Origin of the sequence: Variovorax sp. PAMC 28711 (assembly GCF_001577265.1) — a bacterium.
Classification (GTDB): Bacteria; Pseudomonadota; Gammaproteobacteria; order Burkholderiales; family Burkholderiaceae_C; genus Variovorax.
In genome coordinates this window covers 2,953,512-2,975,449 of sequence record NZ_CP014517.1, presented here as the reverse complement: position 1 = coordinate 2,975,449, position 21,938 = coordinate 2,953,512, and the positions used below count along the sequence as shown (strand labels likewise).

The 21,938-nt window shown below is 67.8% G+C and carries 19 protein-coding genes; 7 read left to right on the top strand and 12 right to left on the bottom strand.

Annotated features, from left to right (window positions below):
* Positions 1-200: 200 nt before the first annotated feature.
* The 5 genes from AX767_RS14480 to AX767_RS14460 all read right to left on the bottom strand — a co-directional run bounded on the left by AX767_RS14480 (position 201) and on the right by AX767_RS14460 (position 4,727).
* Positions 201-2,009 carry a GspE/PulE family protein gene (locus AX767_RS14480; protein ID WP_068631978.1) on the bottom strand — a complete coding sequence of 603 codons (1,809 nt, stop codon included), beginning with the start codon at positions 2,007-2,009 and terminating at the stop codon, positions 201-203.
* A 3-nt stretch (positions 2,010-2,012) separates the two neighbouring features.
* Entirely contained in the window at positions 2,013-2,765 is a 753-nt protein-coding gene (locus AX767_RS14475; RefSeq protein WP_068631977.1) for a spermidine synthase, read from the bottom strand.
* Positions 2,765-3,280: a DNA-deoxyinosine glycosylase gene (locus tag AX767_RS14470; RefSeq protein WP_068633731.1), complete on the bottom strand. Its 516-nt coding sequence runs from the start codon at positions 3,278-3,280 to the stop codon at positions 2,765-2,767. The genes AX767_RS14475 and AX767_RS14470 overlap by 1 nt, the downstream gene beginning before the upstream one ends.
* A gap of 70 nt (positions 3,281-3,350) precedes the next feature.
* A complete protein-coding gene (locus AX767_RS14465; RefSeq protein ID WP_068631976.1) occupies positions 3,351-3,737 on the bottom strand; it encodes a hypothetical protein in 387 nt (128 codons plus the stop codon).
* Positions 3,738-3,866: 129 nt separating this feature from the next.
* Positions 3,867-4,727: a TatD family hydrolase gene (locus tag AX767_RS14460; protein ID WP_068631975.1), complete on the bottom strand. Its 861-nt coding sequence runs from the start codon at positions 4,725-4,727 to the stop codon at positions 3,867-3,869.
* Positions 4,728-4,827: 100 nt separating this feature from the next.
* Between AX767_RS14460 and AX767_RS14455 the strand changes: the two genes are divergently transcribed.
* The 5 genes from AX767_RS14455 (at position 4,828) to AX767_RS14435 (ending at position 9,773) form a co-directional block, all read left to right on the top strand.
* Positions 4,828-5,799 (top strand): S1C family serine protease, encoded by a 972-nt coding sequence (locus tag AX767_RS14455; RefSeq protein ID WP_068631974.1) that lies wholly within the window; start codon positions 4,828-4,830, stop codon positions 5,797-5,799.
* 23 nt (positions 5,800-5,822) lie between these two features.
* On the top strand, positions 5,823-6,839 hold the full coding sequence (locus AX767_RS14450) for an AAA family ATPase (protein WP_068631973.1): 1,017 nt from the start codon (positions 5,823-5,825) through the stop codon (positions 6,837-6,839).
* 108 nt (positions 6,840-6,947) lie between these two features.
* On the top strand, positions 6,948-7,943 hold the full coding sequence (locus AX767_RS14445; protein WP_068631972.1) for a DUF58 domain-containing protein: 996 nt from the start codon (positions 6,948-6,950) through the stop codon (positions 7,941-7,943).
* Complete coding sequence (locus AX767_RS14440) at positions 7,940-8,983, top strand: VWA domain-containing protein (RefSeq protein WP_068631971.1); 1,044 nt, start codon at positions 7,940-7,942, stop codon at positions 8,981-8,983. The genes AX767_RS14445 and AX767_RS14440 overlap by 4 nt, the downstream gene beginning before the upstream one ends.
* A gap of 31 nt (positions 8,984-9,014) precedes the next feature.
* The gene (locus AX767_RS14435) at positions 9,015-9,773 is read left to right on the top strand and encodes an SDR family NAD(P)-dependent oxidoreductase (RefSeq protein WP_068631970.1); all 759 of its coding nucleotides are present in this window, start codon (positions 9,015-9,017) and stop codon (positions 9,771-9,773) included.
* Positions 9,774-9,777: 4 nt separating this feature from the next.
* Here AX767_RS14435 and AX767_RS14430 read toward each other — a convergent pair whose 3' ends face one another.
* Genes AX767_RS14430 through AX767_RS14420 form a run of 3 tightly spaced genes read right to left on the bottom strand, consistent with a single transcriptional unit; the run spans position 9,778 to position 13,034 of the window.
* Positions 9,778-11,040: an alanine racemase gene (locus AX767_RS14430; RefSeq protein ID WP_068631969.1), complete on the bottom strand. Its 1,263-nt coding sequence runs from the start codon at positions 11,038-11,040 to the stop codon at positions 9,778-9,780.
* Positions 11,041-11,065: 25 nt separating this feature from the next.
* Positions 11,066-11,785: a lipoprotein-releasing ABC transporter ATP-binding protein LolD gene (lolD, locus tag AX767_RS14425; RefSeq protein WP_068631968.1), complete on the bottom strand. Its 720-nt coding sequence runs from the start codon at positions 11,783-11,785 to the stop codon at positions 11,066-11,068.
* On the bottom strand, positions 11,778-13,034 hold the full coding sequence (locus AX767_RS14420; RefSeq protein ID WP_068631967.1) for a lipoprotein-releasing ABC transporter permease subunit: 1,257 nt from the start codon (positions 13,032-13,034) through the stop codon (positions 11,778-11,780). Before AX767_RS14420 ends, lolD begins: the two co-directional genes overlap by 8 nt.
* Positions 13,035-13,069: 35 nt before the next feature.
* On the opposite strand from AX767_RS14420, the gene AX767_RS14415 reads away from it, so the two are divergent.
* The gene (locus tag AX767_RS14415; RefSeq protein ID WP_068631966.1) at positions 13,070-14,041 is read left to right on the top strand and encodes a hypothetical protein; all 972 of its coding nucleotides are present in this window, start codon (positions 13,070-13,072) and stop codon (positions 14,039-14,041) included.
* A complete protein-coding gene (gene recJ, locus AX767_RS14410; protein WP_068631965.1) occupies positions 14,038-15,759 on the top strand; it encodes a single-stranded-DNA-specific exonuclease RecJ in 1,722 nt (573 codons plus the stop codon). Before AX767_RS14415 ends, recJ begins: the two co-directional genes overlap by 4 nt.
* Here recJ and AX767_RS14405 read toward each other — a convergent pair.
* The 4 genes from AX767_RS14405 to AX767_RS14390 all read right to left on the bottom strand — a co-directional run bounded on the left by AX767_RS14405 (position 15,756) and on the right by AX767_RS14390 (position 21,917).
* Positions 15,756-16,487, bottom strand: a complete 732-nt coding sequence (locus tag AX767_RS14405; RefSeq protein WP_068631964.1) for a TylF/MycF/NovP-related O-methyltransferase — start codon at positions 16,485-16,487, stop codon at positions 15,756-15,758. The two genes, recJ and AX767_RS14405, sit on opposite strands and share 4 nt — an antisense overlap.
* A gap of 75 nt (positions 16,488-16,562) precedes the next feature.
* Positions 16,563-17,252 (bottom strand): hypothetical protein, encoded by a 690-nt coding sequence (locus tag AX767_RS14400; RefSeq protein WP_237288464.1) that lies wholly within the window; start codon positions 17,250-17,252, stop codon positions 16,563-16,565.
* Between the two features lie 40 nt (positions 17,253-17,292).
* A complete protein-coding gene (locus AX767_RS14395; protein WP_068631963.1) occupies positions 17,293-18,291 on the bottom strand; it encodes a response regulator transcription factor in 999 nt (332 codons plus the stop codon).
* Positions 18,288-21,917 carry a hybrid sensor histidine kinase/response regulator gene (locus AX767_RS14390; RefSeq protein WP_068633728.1) on the bottom strand — a complete coding sequence of 1,210 codons (3,630 nt, stop codon included), beginning with the start codon at positions 21,915-21,917 and terminating at the stop codon, positions 18,288-18,290. The genes AX767_RS14395 and AX767_RS14390 overlap by 4 nt, the downstream gene beginning before the upstream one ends.
* Positions 21,918-21,938 lie beyond the last annotated feature (21 nt).

The window sequence follows — 21,938 nt, the reverse complement described above, 5'->3', positions numbered from 1 at the left end:
AAACGGTCTCCTCGAAAAAAATTCGACGAGCGATTGTGTGGTCAGCCAGCGGTCAGGGCGATGTGGATTCCACCTAGCGGAGGTTTAGGGATAACCCCCATTCTTCGCGCCCTTCGTGTCGCTCCGCCAACCCCCTTTCAGGGGGCAACGCCAGCGGCCCGGCGAAGCCGGTTCCGCGGCATTTCTGGTGGAAGGCCCACCTAGTCCAACGGCGGGGTGGCGCTCAGGACTTCGTCGATGGTGGTCAGCCCCTCGGCGACACGCAGAGCGCCCGCCAGGCGCAACGGGCGCATGCCGTCGACCACGGCCTGCCGCTTCAGGGCGCCGAGGTTCGGCTCCTTGTTGACCTGCGCCTTGAACGCCTCGCTGATGCTGAGCAATTCATAAAGACCCATGCGGCCCATGTAGCCGGTCATGCGGCAATCGACGCAACCCACCGGCTTGTAGGCCGTGACCGAGCCGGTGATCTGCCAGGGCTTCACGAACTCGGCGAGCTTTTCGCGCGTGACCGATTCGTCGGGCTCCTTGCACTGCTTGCACAGCGTGCGCACCAGCCGCTGCGCGAGCACACCCAGCATCACCGCGTTGATGAGGTACGACGGCACGCCAAGTTCCATCATGCGGGTGACCGCGCTCGGCGCGTCGTTGGTGTGCAGCGTGCTGAACACCAGGTGGCCGGTGAGCGCGGCCTGCACCGCCATCTCGGCGGTCGCCAGGTCGCGGATTTCGCCGACCATGATGATGTCCGGGTCCTGCCGCATCAACGCACGCAGACCTTCGGTGAAGCCGAAGTCGAGCTGGGGTTGCACCTGCGTCTGGTTGAACGACGGCTCGATCATTTCGATCGGGTCTTCCACCGTGCTCACGTTCACCTCTTCAGTGGCGACCCGCTTGAGCGTCGAGTAGAGCGTGGTGGTCTTGCCGGAGCCGGTCGGGCCGGTCACCAGGATGATGCCGTGCGGGCGGGTGACGAGCTTTTCCCAACGCTGCGCATCGTGCTGCGCGAAACCCAGCGCATCGAGGTCTTTCACCGCGGTGTCGGGATCGAAGATCCGCATGACCATCTTCTCGCCGAAGGCAGTGGGCAGGGTCGACAGCCGCATTTCGACCTCGTCGCCGCGCGCGTTGCGCGTCTTGATGCGGCCGTCGAGCGGACGCCGTTTTTCGACCACGTCCATGCGCCCCAGCAGCTTGATGCGCGCGACCATCGCGTTCATCACGCCCATCGGCATCTGGTAGGCGGGATGCAGCACGCCGTCGATGCGAAAACGGATCACGCCCTGCTCCCGGCGCGGCTCCAGATGAATGTCGCTGGCGCGCTGGTCGAAAGCGTACTGCCAGAGCCAGTCGACCACCTGCACCACGCTCTGGTCGTTGGCGTCGAGCGTGCGGTTGCTCTTGCCGAGTTCGACCAGTTGCTCGAAGCTCGCGCCGCCGGCGTTGCCGCCTGCCTTCTGCGCCGCCTTCACCGATTTGGCCAGCGCGAAGAATTCTGCCGTGTAGCGCTGGATGTCGCCCGGATTGGCGACCACGCGCCGCACCGCGCGGCGCGACTGGCGCTCCACCTCGCCGATCCAGTCGGTGAGGAACGGCTCGGCGGTGGCGACCACCACTTCGGTCGGCGTCACCTGTACCGGAAGCACCTTGTGCCGCTCGGCGTACGCGGCGCTCATCGTCTCGGCCACTTTGCCCACATCGACCTTCAACGGATCGATGCGCAAGTACGCCAGTCCGCTGCGTCCGGCCAGCCACTGGGTGAGCATTTCGAGGTCGAGCGGCTTGCCGTCCTTCTCGCGCGACATCGCGACGTTCGCAAGACGCACCAGCGGTGGCTGCCGACTTTCGACCTGGGCACAACGCGCCATGGTGCGGCGCGCTTCCTCCGGTGAAATCACCTGGTCGTGCGCCAGCCACTCGATCAGGCGGCGCAGTTCGAGCGGACCTTCGTGGCGGACCGGGGTCGATGCCGCGTGGGCGGCCGGGGGAGGGGAACGGGGCGTGGCGCTCATGGATCAGGCGTGCGGTTTGAAGACCCGCAGCCACTTGGGCGCAGGCAGGCTCCAGCGAGTCTGGATGGTTTGGGCGCGGTCGGCAAGCACGGCGCGTTTCGGCGCGCTCGGCGTGCGCTGGGCGAGCACGACCGTGTTGCCTTCGCGGGTCGGCTTGAAAGCCCACACCGCATCGGCACCGAACGCGGCGCCGATCTTCTCCAGGCTGCGCTCGTAGCTCGACGAGCGGCCGAACAGGTTGACCGTCATGCAGCCGTCTTCGGTCAGCAGTGCGCGGCAGTCGGCGTAGAAGGATTCGCTGTCGAGCACCGGCGCGGCCGCCTCGTGGTCGTACAGGTCGACCTGCAATGCGTCGACGGTGCCGTGCCATCTCGGCTTGCGAATTTCGAGCGCGGCATCGGCAATGACGACCTCCAGCTTCGCATCGTCGGCTGGCAGCTTGAACCAGCCGCGACAAGCCACAACCACCTGCGGGTTCAGCTCGATCGCCGTGGTCCGCATGCGCAGCGTCTTGCGGGAGAACTTGGTGAGCGTCGCGGCGCCCAGGCCGAGCTGCATCGCATGGCGGCTCATCACGCTCGATGGCTCGACGAAGAGCAGCCAGGCCATCATGCGCTGCACGTATTCGAGTTCGATCTCGAATGGCGCATCGAGCTTCATCGAGCCCTGGACCCATTCGGTGCCGAGGTGGAGGTAGCGGATGTCGCCCCAATCGGAGAAATTGACTTCGGGAAGAGACGGTGTCTTGGTGGCCATCAGGCAAGCTTGTGTGTGGTCATGACCTCTTGCCACGTGGCGAGCTTGCGTTCGAAGCTCCACGACGCGTTGGCCGGGCTGGTGGACGGTAGCCGATAAACCGGCACGCCCAAATTCCGGGTGTGCCGCGCGTGCTTGAAACTTTCGCCGCCGTTGTGCGCGATGGCTGCGAGCTCGGGCAAATGCAACCCCGCGATGTCGTTCACGACGGCGTTGCGAATGGCCGTGTCGAGGCTGCCTTCGCGCTCGCACGCGGCGTATACGTCCCACACGCCGAGGCCGCGATCCAGCAACCACTGGCTGCGAGCCGCATAGCTGTTCGGCCCTGCCGGCAACGGCTTGTCGGGCCAGATGGCTTGCAGGATCTTCCAGAATTGGTTTTGGGGGTGAGCATAGTACTGCTGCTGCAGGAGCGAGCGCCCGCCCGGAAAGCTTCCGAGGATCAGGACCGTGGTGTCGGCAGAAACGAGGGGCGCGAGACCCTGCAAGGTGGAAGGCGACGGAGTGAACACCATGCGTCGATTCTGGAACAACAAAAAACCCGCCGAGGCGGGTTTTCGGTCCATTGCCGTTAAAGGCAAAAGTTCAGGGCTTCTTGGCGGCTTCGTACTCGGCAGTGCCCGGCACCTTTTCGCCGATCTTGGCGCCGGCGCTGCGCATGCCGTCGGCCGTCTTGTGGCCTGCGTTCTCGACGACATTGCCCGTCTTCTTGGCCGCGCGCTTGGTGGCGTTGGTGGCCTTCTTGGCGGTGCGCTTGGTCGCGTTATAGGCCTTCTTCGTGCCGCTCTTGGTGGCATCGACTGCTTCCTTACCGGTCTCCTTGGCGCGTTCGGTCACTGTGGGTGCCGGTGCGGCCATGGCTGGAGCGGGTGCTGGCGGCGGCGGCGGGGTTTGCGCGGTGGCCGACAGGCCGATGGACGCCAGTGCCAATGCGAGGACGGCGGGCACGGTGCGGACAAAAGATTTTTTCATGAGAGCTCCTTTGGAAGTGTTGGAGTTGGAGTGACCGATTGCCACTGAAGGACTAACGATCCAACGACGAGAAAGGATGACAGCAAAAGCGCGCTGTCTGGGCACGCGGCTTCAGGTCGGGCATTCCGCCTACGCGACGTCCGGCGCCTGCGCCGACAGCGCAAGCAGTCCCGCGAGACGCGGCAGCGCGTCGATCGCGTTGCGGGTGGTCGCTTCAGCCAGCGCGTCCACGCCGATGCCGCGCAGCGCTGCGATCACGTGTGCAATGCGCGGCAGTTCGGCGGGCTCGTTGCGTCCTTGAGGCTCGCCCGCTGCGCGCTGCTCCCGCGTGCGATACAGCCAGTGCGGCTGGATGTCCGGCGAATCGGTTTCCAACACGAGCGCCTCGATCGGCAGCGTGGCCGCCAGGCGTCGCAGCTGCAACGCCCGCTCGAAGGTGACGGCCCCGCCAAAACCCAGCTTCAAACCCTGCGCGATGCATGCATGTGCTTGTTGCTCGCTGCCGTTGAAGGCATGCGCAATGCCATGCCAACGCTTGCCGCCGCCGACCTGCCGCAAGTGCTTGAGCACCTTGTCGACCGAACGCCGCACATGAATGACCACCGGCAGGTCGTGCTTGCGCGCCAGTTGCAACTGGGTGTGAAAGAAGTGCTGTTGCCGCTCGTCGTCCAGGCCTTCGACAAAATAGTCGAGCCCGATCTCGCCGACGGCGACGAGGCGCGGGTCAGCGCGATGCGCAGCGAGCGCCGCATCGAGGCGTGCCAGATCGTCGTCCTGTGCCTCGCCGGTGCACAGCGGATGGATGCCGAGTCCGTAGGCGTCGCCCTGCCGGTGCGCGAGCGCGCGCACTGCCACGAAGTTCGCCACCGCAACCGCCGGGATCACGCACAAAGCGACGCCGCTGGCGCCCGCACGCGCCCGGACAACGGCCGATTCGTCGCCGAATTCGGGTGCGTCCAGATGGCAATGGGTGTCGACAAAATGGGACATCCGGCGATGATGCCCGAACGAATGCATGGCGGCACAAAGCGTGCTACCGTAACTTCATTCACGCTTTCTGAACGCGTCATCCTTGCCCGGAGGTGTCTCGATGCGCAGGCCTGCCCAATACAGCCGCTCGCCCCGAACGTCGTCGCCGCCCGCCGCGGACGAAGCGTCGCAGGCTGCTCCGGCCGACCCCGCCACGGCACGCGCGCCGAAGGCATCACGCTGGCAACCCGGGCGCTGGACTTTCGCGACGTTGCTGCTGCTCTGCATGGCCATGGCGGCGGGCGGGGCCTTCTACTGGCCGCGCCAGGGCCTGCATTCGCTCACCCAGAAAGACATCGACGCGGCCGTGCTGCGCACGCTGCAGACCGCCAGCCTGCCCTCCCCCGCCGCCAGGGCCGCCGACGTCATCCGGCCGTCGGTCGTGCGGGTGGTGAGCTACGGCCCCGAGAAGGCGACCCCGGAAGCCAAGACCGAAAAGCGCGGACGCAACCTCGCCAAGGGCAAGCCGACCGAGACCAAGCCCGAAGACGACAACGAACGCGGTGTCGGCACCGGCGTGGTGATCGTCGACAAGGGCGTGATCCTCACCAACCTGCACGTCGTGGCCGGCGCCGACAAGATCAAGATCACCTTCTACGACGGCCTCGAATCCACTGCGACCATCGTCAGCGTGCAGCCCGAGAACGACCTCGCGGTGCTGCAGGCGCAGAAGATCCCTGACGACCTCGTGGCCGCCACGATGCGCTCCACCGGCGACCTGCAGTCGGGCGACCAGGTGGCGGTGGTCGGCTTTCCTTTCGGCATCGGCCCGTCGGTGTCGGCCGGCGTCGTGTCGGGCCTCAAGCGCTCCTTTCGCTCGCCCGAGGGCAAGCAGGAACTGGGCAACCTGATCCAGTTCGATGCGGCGGCCAACCCGGGCAATTCGGGCGGGCCGCTCGTCAACATGGACGGTGAGGTGCTGGGCATCGTCACCGCGATCCTGAACCCGACGCAGCAGCGCACCTTCATCGGCATCGGCTTCGCGGTGCCCATCGAAAACGCAGCGGCTGCGGCCGGCATGCCCCCGTTCTGACACGCTACGAGGAATCACCCCGCATGAGCACCGACCACCCGACGTTCTCGCCCTCCCCCGCCACCGCCGAGCTGATGGAGCAGATCCTGTATCAGGTCAAGCGCGTCGTCGTTGGGCAAGACCGCTTCCTGGAACGCGTGATGGTCGCGATGCTCGCCGGCGGCCACTTGCTGGTCGAGGGCGTTCCCGGCCTGGCCAAAACGCTGACGATCAAGACGCTGGCCGACACGGTGCAGGGCCGCTTCAAGCGCATCCAGTTCACGCCCGACCTGGTGCCGGCCGACTTGGTCGGCACGCGCATCTACAACCAGAAGACGGGTGACTTCAGCACCTCGCTCGGGCCGGTGTTCGCCAATCTGCTGCTGGCCGACGAAATCAACCGTGCGCCTGCCAAGGTGCAGAGCGCGCTGCTCGAAGTGATGCAGGAACGGCAAGTGACGATCGCCGGCGAGACGCACAAGGTGCCGCGCCCCTTTCTTGTGATGGCGACTCAGAACCCGATCGAAACCGAAGGCACCTATCCGCTGCCAGAGGCGCAGGTCGACCGTTTCATGATGAAGGTGCTGGTCGACTACCCGACCGACGAGGAAGAGTTCGTGATCGTCCAGCGCGTGATCGGCCCGCCGGTCGAAGTGAGCGCGGTCGCCACCACCGACCAGCTCGCCACGCTGCAGGCGGAGGCACGGCGCGTGTACGTCGACCCGTCGCTCATCCAGTACGCGGTCAAGCTGGTGTCGGCCACGCGCAACCCCGAAAAGCACGGCCTGAAAGACCTGCGTCGCTTCATCACCTTCGGTGCCAGCCCACGCGCCAGCATCAACCTGACCGAAGGGGCGCGCGCTCTCGCGCTGCTGCGCGGCCGCACCTACGCCTTGCCCGAAGACATGACCGCGCTGGTGCCCGACGTGCTGCGCCATCGCGTCACGCTCTCGTACGAAGGCCTCTCGGAAGGGCTCACGCCCGACAGCGTCATCGACAAGATCATGCGGGCCGTGCCTGCACCACCGAAGCCGCTCGAACATGAAAAGCTGGTGGCGTGAATATGGCCCACCCCCGATGCGGCTCACTTCGTGTAGCCGCCTCCCCCTCAAGGGGGCAACACCAGCAGCCCGGCAAAGCCGGTTCTGCGGTGTTCCCCGACAAGAGCCATGAAAAGCTGGTGGCGTAAAACGCCGACGCCCGAGGCGGCGGCCGCTGCACCGGCGGCGGCCAACGACGCCGCGCCCGCGATGGGCGCCGAACGCGCGCTGCGCCGGCTCGAATGGACGGTGATCCGCCGGCTCGACGGGCTGCTGCAGGGCGACTACCGCACGTTGATGCGCGGCACCGGCCTCGACCTGGCCGACCTGCGTGAATACCAGCTGCACGACGACGTGCGCCATATCGACTGGAACGTGACAGCGCGGCTGCAAGCGCCGCACGTGCGCGTGTTCACCGAAGACCGCGAGATGGCCGCCTGGTTCGTGCTCGATCTGAGCCGCTCGGTCGATTTCGGCTCGGGCCTGCGCGCCAAGCGCGAGATCTCTGCCGGTTTTGTCGGCGTGCTGGCCCGCCTGCTCACGCGGCATGGCAACCGCGTCGGTGCACTGGTCTACGGCAACGATCTGGAAGCCGTCATTCCGCCGCGCAGCGGACGTCGCCATGTGCTGCACCTGCTGCATTCCATGGAACGCCGCGCCGAAGCGCTGCCGCTGCAAAAAGGCATGACGCGGCTCGACGAGTTGCTGAAGTCCGCCGCCACGCTGATGCCGCGCCGCGCCACGGTGTTCGTGGTGTCCGACTTCCTCAGCGAGCCGGGTTGGGAAAAGCCGCTCGGCCAGCTCGCGCAACGCCATGAGGTGATCGCCGTGCGGCTGTTCGATCCGCTCGAGCTCGAGCTGCCCGATCTCGGCCTCGTGCCGCTGCGCGATGCCGAAACCGGCGAGCAGCTCTGGGTAGACACGCACGACGCGGGCTTTCGCAAGCGCTTTGCGCGCATCGCCGCCGAGCGAGAAACCACCTTGCGCGACGCACTGGCGCGGGCCGGCGTCGATGCGCTCGAACTTTCCACCGACGACGATCTCGTCGAAGCCATCGTGCGCTTCGCCGACTTGCGCAAACGCAAGGTACGCGCCGGCGCCGGCAGCATCAAGGCCTTCGCATGAACTTCCTCTGGCCCCAATTCCTCTGGCTTCTCTTGGGTGTGCCGTTGCTCGTTTTGCTTTACCTGTGGCTCATGCGCCGCAAGAAGAAGCTCGCGCTGCGCTACGCCAGCCTGTCGATCGTGCGCGAGGCGATGGGCGCTGGCCAGAGCGTGCGCCGTCACATTCCGCCGCTGCTCTTCTTGCTGGCGATGATCGCGATGCTGGTCGCGGCGGCGCGGCCGACCGCCGTGGTGCTGCTGCCCTCGAACCAGCAAACCATCATCCTGGCGATGGACGTGTCGGGCAGCATGCGCGCCGCCGACGTGCTGCCGAGCCGCATCGTCGCGGCGCAGGAGGCGGCCAAGGGCTTTCTGAAAGACCTGCCGCGCACCGTGAAGGTCGGCATCGTCGCCTTCGCCGGCAGTGCGCAGGTTGCGCAGTTGCCCACCACCAACCGCGAAGACCTCTACACCGCGATCGACGCGTTCCAGTTGCAGCGCGGCACCGCCACCGGCAACGGGATCGTGATGTCGCTCGCCACGCTCTTTCCAGAGGCCGGCATCGACATCGACAAGATGGGCGCGCAAAGCCGCCAGCGCGGCGTGCCGATCGACCAGGCCGGCAAGCCCGCGCCCAAGCAAGCGCCCCCGCCGGTGACGCCGGGCTCCTACACCTCGGCCGCGATCATCATGCTGACCGACGGCCAGCGCACCACCGGCGTCGACCCGCTCGACGCGGCCAAGTTGGCCGCCGACCGCGGCGTGCGCGTTTACACGGTGGGCATCGGCACGGTCGACGGCGAAACGATCGGCTTCGAGGGCTGGTCGATGCGCGTGCGGCTCGACGAGGAAACGCTCAAGGCCGTGGCCAACAAGACGCAGGCTGAGTACTTCTACGCCGGCACGGCGGGCGATCTCAAGAAAGTCTACGACACGCTGAGTTCGCGGCTCACGGTCGAGAAGAAGGAAACCGAAATTTCAGCCTTGTTCGCGCTCGGCGCCGCGCTGCTCGCACTGCTCTCCGCGGGGCTCTCGATCTTCTGGTTCAACCGAATCCTTTAGCCTGTCTCCTTTCAATCAACGGAGACATCGGATGTTTGATCTGACAGGCAAGGTCGCGCTCGTCACGGGCGGCAACGGAGGCATCGGCCTCGGCATGGCGAAGGGTCTGGCGCAAGCCGGCGCGCGCGTGGTGGTGGCGGCACGCAACGCCGACAAGTCGGCGGCTGCCGTCGACGCGCTCCGGGCGCTGGGCAGCGACGCGTTCGCGCTGTCGGTCGACGTGACGAGCGAGGCTTCGGTGCAGGCCCTGTTCGACGCGGTACGCGAGCGCTGCGGCCGTCTCGACATTCTCGTCAACAACGCCGGCAGCACGGTGCGCAAGCCGGTGGATCAGTTGTCGCTCGCCGAGTGGAACCAGGTGATGGACACCAACCTCACCAGCGCCTTCTTGTGCAGCCGCGCGGCGCATCCGCTCATGAAGGCTGCCGGCGGCGGCAAGGTCATCAACATCGGTTCGATGATGTCGATCTTCGGTGCGCCCTATGCGCCGGCCTACGGCGCGAGCAAGGGCGGCATCGTGCAACTGACCAAGGCAACTGCGGCCTCGTGGGCAGCCGACGGCATCCAGGTGAATGCGATCCTGCCGGGCTGGATCCAGACCGCGCTGACCGACGGTGCGCGCGAGCAGGTGGCCGGCCTCAACGAGCGCGTGATCGCACGCGCGCCGGCCGGCCGTTGGGGCCAGCCGGACGACCTCGCCGGCACGGCCGTGTTCCTCGCGAGCGCCGCGTCGGATTTCGTGACCGGCACCGCGATTCCGGTCGACGGCGGCTACTCGATCGCGGCCTGAGCGCTCAGAACTGCAGCGTCACCGCGTCGCTGATGCGGTAGTCGGACTCCACGATCGGCATCCAGTGCCACTTGTCGAAAGTGGTGCAGGGATGCGAAACGCCGAGACCGATGCGGTCGCCGACGACCGGCGCATGGGCTTCGTCGGCCACGTCCCATCGCAGGTACGCGTGCTGGTCGTTCAACGCGGTGAGCTTCCATCCCGCCGGAACGCCGCTCGGCGCGAGGCTGCCGTGTGCCGCGCGCGCGATCGGCACCGGCATCGCCAAGTCGAACGAAATGTCGCGCTTGCCGACGCCGAGGATCGCGAGCCCCGGCTCCGGCCGTGACTGCACCAGCGCCCACACCTCCAGCGCGGCACGCAAGCTCTCGCCGGCCGGACACCCGATCCGCTGCTCGACGCCGGCGACCGTGCCTTCGTAGAAGCCGTGGTCGTGGGTGATGTAGCAGCCCGAACGCAGCAGGCCGCGCACCGGCTTGCCGAGCATGGGCTTCAGCCGACCCGCGACCAGGTCGAACACCGCGGACCCGCCCGACGACACGATCACTTCGTCGGCCTCGAAGCATCCGCGCTCGACGCAGGCACGCGCCACCGCATCGACGCGGTCCATCAGCGCGCTCACCGAATCGGCGTCGATCTGCGTCGTGCCTTCGTAGCTCTCGAGGCCGACCAGGCGGACCGCCCGGCTCGCGCGCAGCCGCTCGGCCAGCGCGACGGCCTCGTCGTGCGTGCGGCAGCCCGTGCGGCCGCCGGCATAGCCGATCTCCATCAGCACCTCGAACGCAGGTGCTCGCGCGTTGGCCTTGGCCCACGCTTCGATCAGTTCGAGCTGGGCGATGGAATCCACGAGGAAAAGCGCGCGCAGATCGGCGTGCGCCTTGAACAGGGCCGCGAGCCCTCGCAGGTCGGCCACCGACATCACCTGGTTGGCGATCAGCGCGCGGCTCACGCCCGCCGCGACGCCGATCGCCAGCTGCGTCACGTTGGCGAAGGTGATGCCCCACGCGCCCGCGTCGATCTGGCGTTTGAAGAGCTGCGGCGACATCGTCGTCTTGCCGTGTGGCGCGAAGCCGATGCCCCACTGGTCGACGCGCGCCTGCATCCACCGCAGGTTGTGTTCGAGCGCTTCGCGCTTGAGCAGCGCGATGGGCAACGGCAGGTCGCCGGCCAGCACGTTCCAGCCGGCGGCCCGGACATCTTCGAGCCGCAGCGGCGCGGCGGTGTGCGGATAGCCCTTGAGGCCGGGGGCGAGCGTCGGGGAGGTCACCGTGCGGGCCGCGGTCTTCGCGGGTTCAGTCGGCGAGGCGTCCTGCGACCAGCCGCAGCACGCGGTCGCAGCGCGCCGCCAGCGTCTCGTCGTGCGTGACCATGACGAAGGCGGTGCCGTGCTTCTGCGCGAGATCGAGCATCAACGCAAAAACGCCGTCGGCCGTGCTGCGGTCGAGGTTGCCGGTCGGCTCGTCGGCCAGCACGCAGGCCGGTTGCGTCACCAGCGCACGCGCGATGGCCACGCGCTGGCGTTCGCCGCCGGAGAGTTCCGCCGGCCGGTGCTGCATTCGCTCGCCCAGGCCCACGGCCGCAAGCATCCGCGCGGCGGCCTCCGCCGATTGCGCGGGCGCGACGCGGCGGATCTTGAGTGGCATCGCGACGTTGTCCTGCGCGCTGAATTCCGGCAGCAAATGATGGAACTGGTAGACAAAGCCGAGGTGCAGATTGCGCAGGCTCCCCTGTTCGGCCGCGTCGACCTTCGCGATGTCCTTGCCCAGCAGTTCGACGCTGCCGCTGCTGGGTGCATCGAGACCGCCCATGAGGTGCAGCAGCGTGCTCTTGCCCGAGCCCGAGGCGCCGACGATCGCCAGCGTCTCGCCGGCGCGCACGTCGAGGTCGACGCCGTGCAGCACCGTCAGGTCGATGCGGCCTTCGTGGAAGCGCTTGGTCAGGCCGCGCGCCTTGAGCACCGGCGCAAGGTAGGGCTGCGTGGTGCCCGAAAACACGATCTTCTGATCACTCATAGCGCAGCGCCTCGGCAGGGTTCACGCGGCTGGCGCGCCAGCTCGGATACAGGGTGGCGGCGAAAGAAAGCACGAGTGAAATGATGGCGATCGGCATGATGTCGGCGCGTTGCGGGTCGCTCGGCATCTTGCTGATGAGGTAGATGTCCTGCGGCAAAAAGCTGGTGTGCAGCGCATGCTCGATGGCCGGCACGATCACGTCGATGTTGTAGGCGATGCCCAGGCCCAGCACGAGCCCGAGCACGGTGCCGATGACGCCGACCATCGCGCCCTGCACCACGAAGATGCCCATGATGCTTTTCGGGCTGGCGCCGAGCGTGCGCAGGATGGCGATGTCGGCGCGCTTGTCGGTCACCGTCATCACCAGCGTCGACACCAGGTTGAAGGCCGCCACCGCGACGATGAGCGTGAGGATGATGAACATCATGCGTTTCTCGACCTGCACGGCCGCGAACCACGTCTTGTTCTGCTTGGTCCAGTCGCGAATGAGGAACGCGCCCGGCAGCGTCGCGGCCAGTTCGTCGGCCACGCGCGGCGCTTCGTGCAGGTCTTTCAGCTTGATGCGCAGGCCGCTCGGTCCGTCGAGGCGGAACACGCGCTGCGCATCCTGTTCGTGGATCATGGCGAGCGCCGAGTCGTACTCGTAGTGGCCCGAATCGAAAGTGCCGACCACGGTGAACTGCTTCAGGCGCGGCACCACGCCGGCCGGTGTGACCTGGCCGCCCGGCGCGATCAGCGTGACCTGGTCGCCTTCGCGCACGTAAAGCGAGCGCGCCAGCTCGACGCCCAGCACGATTCCGAACTCGCCCGGCACCAGCTTGTTGAGCGCGCCCTTCTGCGCCGTCGTCGAAATGTCGGTGACCTGCGGTTCCAGCGCGGGATCGATGCCGCGCACCAGCGTGCCCTTCATGTCTTCGCCACGCGCGATGAGCGCCTGCGCGGCGATGAAGGGCGCGACGCCGATCACTTCCCTGTTGTTGCGGGCACCGGCCGCGATGGCATCGATGTCCTGCAGCGCCTGGCCGTCGCGCGACAGGATCTCGATGTGCGAGATGACGCCCAGCATGCGGTCGGTGACTTCCTTCTGGAAGCCGTTCATGACGCTCAATACGATGATCAGCGCCGCCACCCCGAGTGCGATGCCGAGCATCGACACACCGGAAATGAAGGAGATGAAACCGTTGCGCCGCGTCGCCCGGCCCGCACGCGTATAGCGCCAGCCGAGTTGCAGTTCATAAGGGAGAGGCATAGGTCGGGAATTGTGGCATCCCGGACAATAGGCGCATGGCCGAACCGACAAACCCCCATCACCTGTTGATTCCCTTCGCCGGCCGCAATGCGCCTGGCTGCCTGGCCGCCCTCCCGGGCCTGCGTTTGCCCAACCTCGAAGCGCTGCTGGCGCACCTCACGCTCGACACCGACGACACGCAGGACGACACCACCCGCTCACCCCCGCACGAACGCGCGATGGCGCGTGCGCTCGGCATCACCGCGGCCGATGGCTGCATTCCCTGGGCCGCGCTGGAAGCCCGCCGCAGTGGCCTGGCCGACCCCGACGACACCGAAGCCTGGGGCTTCGCCACGCTGTGCCACTGGCGGGTGGAGGTCGATGACATCGTGCTCGGCGACCCCGACGCCATCGGTATCGACGCCGAAGAATCCGCCGCGCTGCTCGCCGCCGCGCAGCCGTTTTTCGAGGAAGACGGCATCGCGCTGCACGCAACCGCCACACCGGGCCAGTGGCTCGCGCGCGGCAAGCCGTTCGCGCAACTGGCAACAGCGTCGATCGATCGCGTGATCGGCGGCGCGATTTCTCCATGGGCGCCCGCCACCGACAGCACCCGCGCCCTGCGCCGCCTGCAGAACGAAATGCAGATGCTGCTCTACACCGAGCGCGTGAACGACGACCGCACCCGGCGCGGCGCGCCGCCGATCAATTCCTTCTGGCTGAGCGGCACCGGCGCGTTGCCGGCGGGCAAGGCGGTCAGCGCTGCCGAACCGCCGACGGTGGCCGGTGCGCTGCGGGGTCCAGCCCTCGCCGACGACGGCCCGGCCTGGGCGGAGGCCTGGCGGGCGATAGACGCCGGCGCGCTGGCCGGCCTGCTGGCGGCGCACACGCGCGGCGAGGCGATCAGCCTCACGCTGTGCGGCGACCGTGCGGCGCAACGCTTCACGCCCCAAAAAATCGGCTGGGGGCGCCGCTTGAAAAATCTCTTCGGCCGCCAGCCTGCGGCCGCGGTGCTCGGCGCGTTATGAAAATCGTCGCCAGGGCGATCCCGCCGCGCACGGCGTGGACGCTCGAACAGGCCGGCGTGCATCCGCTGCTGGCGCGCCTGTTCGCCGCCCGCGGCGTGCTCGGCAAGGACGAGCTCGACGACGGCCTCGCGAGGTTGCTCGCGCCCGCCGGCCTGCTCGGCACGCACGAAGCCGCGGTGCTGCTGGCCGACGCGATCCGCGCCGACAAGCGCCTGTGCATCGTCGCCGACTACGACTGCGACGGCGCCACTGCCTGCGCGGTCGCGGTGCGCGGCCTGCGCCTGCTGGGCGCGAGACACGTGAGCTACCTGGTGCCCGACCGCGTGATCGACGGCTACGGCCTGACGCCGCCGATCGCCGAGCGCGTCGCCGACAGCGGCGCCGACATGCTCATCACCGTGGACAACGGCATCGCCAGCGTCGACGGCGTGGCGGCAGCGCGCGCGCGCGGGCTGCAGGTGCTTGTCACCGACCACCACCTGCCGGGCCCGAAACTGCCGGCCGCCGAGGTGCTGGTGAACCCGAACCAGCCCGGCTGCACTTTCGAGAGCAAGAGCATCGCGGGCGTCGGCGTCATGTTCTACGTGCTGCTCGCGCTGCGCGCAGAGCTGCGCACGCGGGGCGTGTTCGATGCCGCGACACAGCCCAAGCTCGACGTGCTTCTCCCGTTGGTCGCTCTGGGCACGGTGGCCGACGTGGTCAAGCTCGACGCCAACAACCGCCGTCTCGTCGCGCAGGGGCTGCGCCGCATCCGCGCCGGCGCGATGCAGCCCGGCATCGCCGCGCTGTTCAAGGCGGCAGGCCGCAACGCGCCCACCGCCACCACCTTCGACTTCGGCTTCGCGCTCGGCCCGCGCATCAACGCCGCCGGCCGGCTGGCCGACATGACGCTCGGCATCGAGTGCCTGCTGACCGACGATGCGGGCCGTGCCGACGAACTCGCGCGCACGCTCGACGGCATCAACCGGGAACGGCGCGACATCGAAGGCGGCATGCGCGACCAGGCGCTGCTGCTGGCCGAGTCGCTGTTCGACACGACCGACGGCGCCGACCAGGCGCCGCCCCCCGCGATCAGCGTGTTCGACGCGGCGTTCCACGAAGGCGTGGTCGGCATCGTCGCTTCCCGCCTCAAGGACCGCTTCCATCGGCCGACCTTCGTGTTCGCGGCCAGCGGGGCGCCGGGCAAGGAAAACGAACTCAAGGGCTCCGGCCGGTCGATCCCGGGCTTCCATCTGCGCGATGCGCTCGACCTCGTCGCGAAGCGGCATCCGGGCGTGTTGCTTCGCTTCGGCGGCCACGCGATGGCGGCCGGCTGCACGGTGGCGCGCGGCCAGTTCGAGACTTTCACGCAGGCGATCGCCCAGGTCGCGCAGGAATGGCTGGCCGCCTCGTCGCTGGTGCGCCAGATCGACACCGACGGGCCGCTGGCCCGCGAATACCTGCGCGTGGACCTGGTCGACACGCTGCACCGCGAGGTGTGGGGTCAGGGGTTCGCGCCGCCGACGTTCAGCGAAGAAGTCGAGGTGCTGTCGCAGCGGCTCGTCGGCGAAAAGCACCTCGCGCTGAAGCTGCGGCATCAGGGGCAACCCATCGACGGCATCTGGTTCGGCCACACCGACCCGCTGCCGCCCCGCGTGATGCTGGCCTTCCGGCTCGACGCCGACGAATGGCAGGGCGTGCGGCGCGTGCGTTTTTTGGTCGAAGGCGCCGAAAGCTAGCGCGCCTGCTGCCCCTTGCGGAAGTAGCCGTGGCTGTACTCGCCAGCCCAGAGCAGTGACACCTTTTCCGGCTTGTCGCTGAAGAAACGGTGCGCCGCGATGGCGGCGCCGGGGTTGTGGTCCGGTCCCTCGCTGCGCCCTGCTTCGTGGTAATCCATCAACAGACAGACCGCGCCTTTCGACATGCGCGGGTAGGCGTGTTCCAGCAGGCGCTCCACCACGACGGCGTGGGCCTGCGGGTCGCCGCCGAAGCCACAGTCGATGTGAACCAAGGCGAGCTGCTCGGGCAACTCGTCGGGCACCGTGTCTTCAAAATCGCCGACATGAATCACCGGCGACGACGCGCCTGCGGCCTCGAAATTGCGCTTCAGCTCGGTCTGGATGTCGCGCCCGGTCAGGTTGAACGCGAACTGGAAATGATCGTAGAGGTGCAGGCGCCGCGACGGATCGGTCGCGTCGATCACCTTCTGGAAGATGACGCCGCACTTGCCGTCGAACGAGCCGAACTCGGCGAATTCGCCCGGCACGCCGTAGGCGATCACCTGCGAGGCGAAGTGCCAGAGGTTGGCGCGCTGCGCCACATTGGTCATGTCGCTTTCCGGGTCCATGGCCCGCTCGACTCGCCACTTCGGGCCGAGGCGCTGGGCCAACTCGGCAGCCTCTTGCGGAAGCGGCGAAGTCGAGCGCGTTGCCCAGTCGAAATGATTGACGATGACGAGGTTGTCCATGACGTTTGGCGACCCGGTTGTGTTCAGTGCAGGACGAATATTCTGCGGTGAATGCACATTTTTTGGAACGGGGTTTCAGCGACTGAATTCATGATTCAGCCCCACATAAAAACCCTTTGCGCGTCCGGGGCCGGTGCGCGAGGTCGTGACGTCCAGGCTGATCAGCGGCGTCAAGCTCAGCCGCGCGCCCGCGCGCGAGGTCCAGAGGCCGCCGGCACGGTTGCGCTCGGCCAGCAACGACACCTGCTCGCTGATCGCCCATTCCGTCCCGAGTCCGCCGCGGCGCGTGCGGTTGCCCGTCACGGGCGACCAATCGGCGCCGAGGTTGGCGTGAATCTGCACGCCGTCCAGCGCCCGCCAAGTGAACGGGAGCACCAGCTGGCGACCGGGCTTGCCACGGTTCGTGCGGTCCCATGTCGCATTGGCCGAGACCGCGCCGCTGAACCGTGCATCCGGTGCCTCGCCGAACCAGGTCCACTTGAATTGCGGGCCGAGCGTGTCGGCGCGCTGGCCGTCGAACGTGTAGCGATCGAAGCTGAGCCCCAACTCGACCTGTCCGACGCGGCAGGCCGGGCCGATGTGGAAGGCGTTGACCGGGTCCGGGCCGGCGCGGCCGTACCAGGCTTCGTACTGGCACTGACCGGTGTCGAGCGTTCCGGCGTCGTCGACGTCGAGATGCCCGCCCGCGCGCGCGCCGGCGGCAAACAGCAAGCATGCAGTGGCGCCCAGCAGCACGCGGGCTTTTGTCATTGGGAATGTGTTCATCGCGGCGCCTCTGGGGGCGTGGTCGCGAATTCTAGGAGTCCTATATTTCGAAATGAGGCTGCAGTTCGCGGATGCGCTTCATCGCCACGCCGGCGGCCGCCGTGCGCGTCTCGACACCCAGCTTCACGTAGACGCGCTCGAGGTGCTTCTTGGCGGTGGCCGGGCTGCTGCCCAGGATCTCGCCGATGTCCTTGTTGGTCTTGCCCTTGACCACCCAATAGAGCACCTCGGCCTCGCGCGCCGTGAGCTTGAGGCTGAGGCTCATCGCCTCGATCACGGCCGTGTCGGACACCTCGCGCAGGATGAGCATCCACTCGTCGCCATCGTCGTCGTGGCCGGTCTGCTGGTGCAGCCGCAGACTCAGGCTGCGGCCGCCGTGCGCGATCGACAGCACCGGCGGCTCGATGCGATCGACGGTGCCGGGCAAGTGTCGGCGCAACCAGTCGAGCACGACCGGCGGCGTCTCGGGTGCGCTGGTGCCGCAGTAGCGCAACAACAGTTCGCGCGCGAGTGCGGTCTGCCAGATCAGTTTGCCCTGCGGCATGCGCACGGTGATGCTCGCGTAGCCGAAGGCGTCGAGCGCGTTGCGCGCCTGGCCGGCCTGCTGCGCCACCTGGCGGGCGCGGCGGGCGCCCTGCAGGTGCACATTCATGCGCGCGAGCACTTCCTTCGGCTTGATCGGCTTGGTGACGTAGTCGACGCCGCCCGCTTCCAGCGCAGCGACCAGGTGCTCGGTCTCGGTGAGCCCTGTCATGAAGACGATCGGGATGTGCGCGGTCGTGGGGTCGGCCTTCAATCGGCGCGCCACCTCGAAGCCGTCGATGCCCGGCATCATCGCGTCGAGCAGCACGATGTCAGGCAGCGCCTGCGCCGCGCGCTGCAGCGCCTGCTCGCCGTTGGTGGCGATGAGCACGGTGTAGCCCGATTCGTCGAGCGCGTCGTGCAGCACGGCGAGGTTGTCGGGCACGTCGTCGACGATCAGCACGAGGTCGGTGTTGCCGGCCAGCGAGCGGACGCCTGGCGGCTCCGCGCCGCTCATTGCGCGTCCTCCGCGAGCATCAGGCGGCTCATCGCCTCGAACCGAAACTGGCGCGCGAGCTGGCGTTGCGCGCCGGTCCAGGCACTGCATTCGGGCTGGGCGGCGTCGATCGCATCGAGCTGGTTCATGATCCCGCGAAAGTAACCCAGACCGACCGCCTCGCCCAGCGCCGCCAGATGGGCAGGCGCAGGCCGAACCATCGCCTGCGCTGCCGGCGCCGCGGGCGCAGCGGCCGTGGCGGTCCACTGCAGCGCGAGGCGACGCTCCAGCCAGTCGAGCAGTTCGCTGTGCCGCACCGGCTTCACGAAGAAGTCTTCCGGCGTGATGCCGACGTCGTTGTCCAGGCGCTTGTCGAAGGCATTGGCCGAAACGATGGCCACCGCGGTCTGGCTCAAGCCGAGCTTGTGCGCGCGGCGGATCGTCTCCCAGCCGTCGATGCCGGGCATCGCGAGGTCGACGAACACGGCGTCGGGACGCAGCCCCGCGGCGACCAGGTCGAGTGCGTCGTGGCCGCTGGCGGCGGTGCGCAGCTCGAAGCCGAGTGGCGCGAGCAGTTGCACGAGCAATTCGCGGTCGGCCTCTTCGTTGTCGACCACCAGCAGCTGGCGCCGCGCGCCCTGGTAACCGCGACGGGCGCGCGGCGCCGGCGCCGCGATGCGGGCCACCACGCGGCGGCCGGGCACTGCGGGCGACTCGTGCACGCGCGGCAGGAACAGCCGCACGCGAAACACCGAGCCTTCGCCGGGCGTGCTCTGCACCTTCATCTCGCCACCCATCAGGTCGGTCAGCATCTTGGCGATGGTGAGGCCGAGGCCGGCGCCGGGCGCCGACGTGCCGGCGACGTTGCCGCGCGCGAAGGGTTCGAAGATGCGCTCGATGTCCTCCGCGGCCATGCCAGGGCCGGTGTCTTCGATCTCGATCGTGGCGAACTCGCGCGCATAGGCCAGCCGCAAGGTGACGCGGCCGGCCGCGGTGAACTTGATCGCGTTGCCGAGCAGGTTGATGAGGATCTGGCGCACCCGCTTCTCATCGGCACGCACCACCTCGGGCAGTGCATCGGCCGGCTCGAAGTGAAAAGCCAGGCCCTTCTCTTCGGCCTGCAGCTCGAACATGTCGGCCAGCTCGCGCAGCGAATCGGCGAAGCGCATCGGCCGCGCATGCAGCGTGAGCTTGCCGGCCTCGATGTGCGCGATGTCGAGCGTGCCTTCGATGAGCGACAACAGGTGCTCGCCGCCGCGCTTGATGACCGCCACCGCCTGCTGCCGGTGCGGCGGCACCGACGCGTCTTCGCCCATCAGCTGCGCATAGCCGAGGATCGAATTGAGCGGCGTGCGCAGCTCGTGGCTGATGGCGCTGATGTAGCGGCTCTTGGCCTGGTTGGCCTGATCGGCGGCGCGCTGCGCGCGTTCGGCCGCGAGCTTGGCCTGCTCGGCGATCTCGCGCGCCTCGTCTGCGGTTTGCTTGGCCGCCTGCAAGGCGCGGTCGGTTTCGCGGTGCAGTTCGATCTCGCGCACGAGCAAATGGGTCTGGCGGTTCGATTCTTCCTGCGCCACCTTGCGACTCTGGTGCGCAAGCACGAGCCACCAGGCGACGATGCCCGCGATGAGCAACAGCGCCATGTAGGCCTTCAAGAAGCCCGACCGCAAGGCGGTGCGCACTTCCGAATCGATGGCGCTGCCGAGCTGGATCGCGGTGTCGGTGCCGGCGCGCATCACGTCGGCCACGCCGCGCAGTTCCTGCTGGTACAACACGCCGAACACTGCGGCGAGCAGCGGCACGATGATCATCGTGAGCAGCATGAAATGGCCGAGTCCGGTGTCGAGGTACGGCCAGGTGCGTCGCGGCAGCAGCCAGCGCAGCGCGCCCGACCATTGCGCCGAGAGGCTCGCCTGCGGCTTGCACAGGTCGCCGCAGCGCGCATCGAGCGTGCAGCACAGCGAGCAGATCGCGCCCTGGTAGGCCGGACAGTGCGCCATGTCGGGGCCTTCGTATTCGCGTTCGCAGATCACGCAGCGCTGCACGGCGAACGCCTGTGCGCCCACCGGCGCCTGCACCCGCGCCCAGCGAATTTTCTGGCGCTTGCCGTCACCCTGCGCGACCGCGGGGACGGACGCCTTCCACAACGGCCCGCGCGCGAGGTAGTACTTGCCACCTGTGACCCAGGCGATCAGCGGCGAGGTGACGAGCGCGGTGCCCAGCGCGATCACGGCCGAGAACGACTGCGCCATCGGCCCGAAGAAGCCGAGGTGCGCCGTGATCGACAGCCCCGAAGCCAGTGCCATCGCACCGACGCCGACCGGGTTGATGTCCCACAGATGCGCGCGCTTGAACTCGATGCCCGGCGGCGACAGCCCCAACGGCTTGTTGATGACCAGGTCGGCCACCACCGCCATCATCCAGGCGATCGCGATGTTGGCGTAGAGGCCGAGCACGTCGCCCAGCGCCTCGAACACGTTCATCTCCATCAGCATGAAGGCGATGAGCGCGTTGAACACCACCCACACCACGCGGCCCGGATGGCTGTGCGTGACGCGCGAGAAGAAGTTGCTCCACGCGAGCGAACCCGCGTAGGCATTGGTCACGTTGATCTTGAGCTGCGAGATCACCACGAACAGCGCGGTGGCGGCCACGGCCCATCCGTAGTTCGGGAACACGTACTCGTAGGCCGCGAGGTACATCTGGTTCGGGTCGACCGCGCGCTCGACCGGCACCATGTGCGTGATCGCGAGGTACGCGAGCAGCGCGCCGCCGAGCATCTTGATGACACCCAGAATCACCCAGCCCGGCCCGCCCGCCAGCACGCCGACCCACCACCGGCCGCGTGTGGCCCCGGTGCGGTCGGGCATGAAGCGCAAGTAGTCGGCCTGCTCGCCCATCTGCGTGATGAGCGCGATGCCGACCGTGAGCGCCGCACCAAAGAGGCGCAGATCGAAGCCTGCAGCGCCGCCTTTTTCACCGCTGTAGTGCGTGATGCCGGAAAATGCACCCGGATCGCGCACCAGCACATAGCCGAAAGGCACGACCAGCATCAACAACCAGATGGGCTGCGTCCACAGTTGCAGCCGGCTGATCGCCGACACCCCATGTGTCACCAGCGGAATGACGACCAGCGCGCAGATGAGGTAGCCCCACGCCGGCGGGATGCCCAGGGCGAGCTCCAGCGCGTAGGCCATCACGGCCGCCTCCAGCGCGAAGAAGATGAAGGTGAACGATGCGTAGATGAGTGAGGTGAGCGTCGAGCCGATGTAGCCGAAGCCCGCTCCGCGCGTGAGCAGGTCCATGTCGACGCCGTAGCGCGCGGCGTACACGCTGATCGGCAAGCCCGCGAGAAAGATGATCAGGCCGGTGACCAAGATGGCCCAGAACGCGTTGGCGAAGCCGTACTTCACCAGCAGCGTGGCGCCCACGGCTTCCAGGATCAGGAACGACGCCGCGCCGAACGCCGTGTTGGCGACCCGCCACTCCGACCATTTGCGAAAGCGCTGCGGCGTGTAGCGCAGCGCGTAGTCTTCCAGCGTTTCGCTCGCGACCCAGCTGTTGTAGTCGCGCCGGACCTTGACGATGCGCTGGGGCGCGTTGTCGGTGGCGGCTGTGGCGTCGTCGGGGTTCACACCGTTTCGGTGCAGATTCCGTGCCACGGCACGACT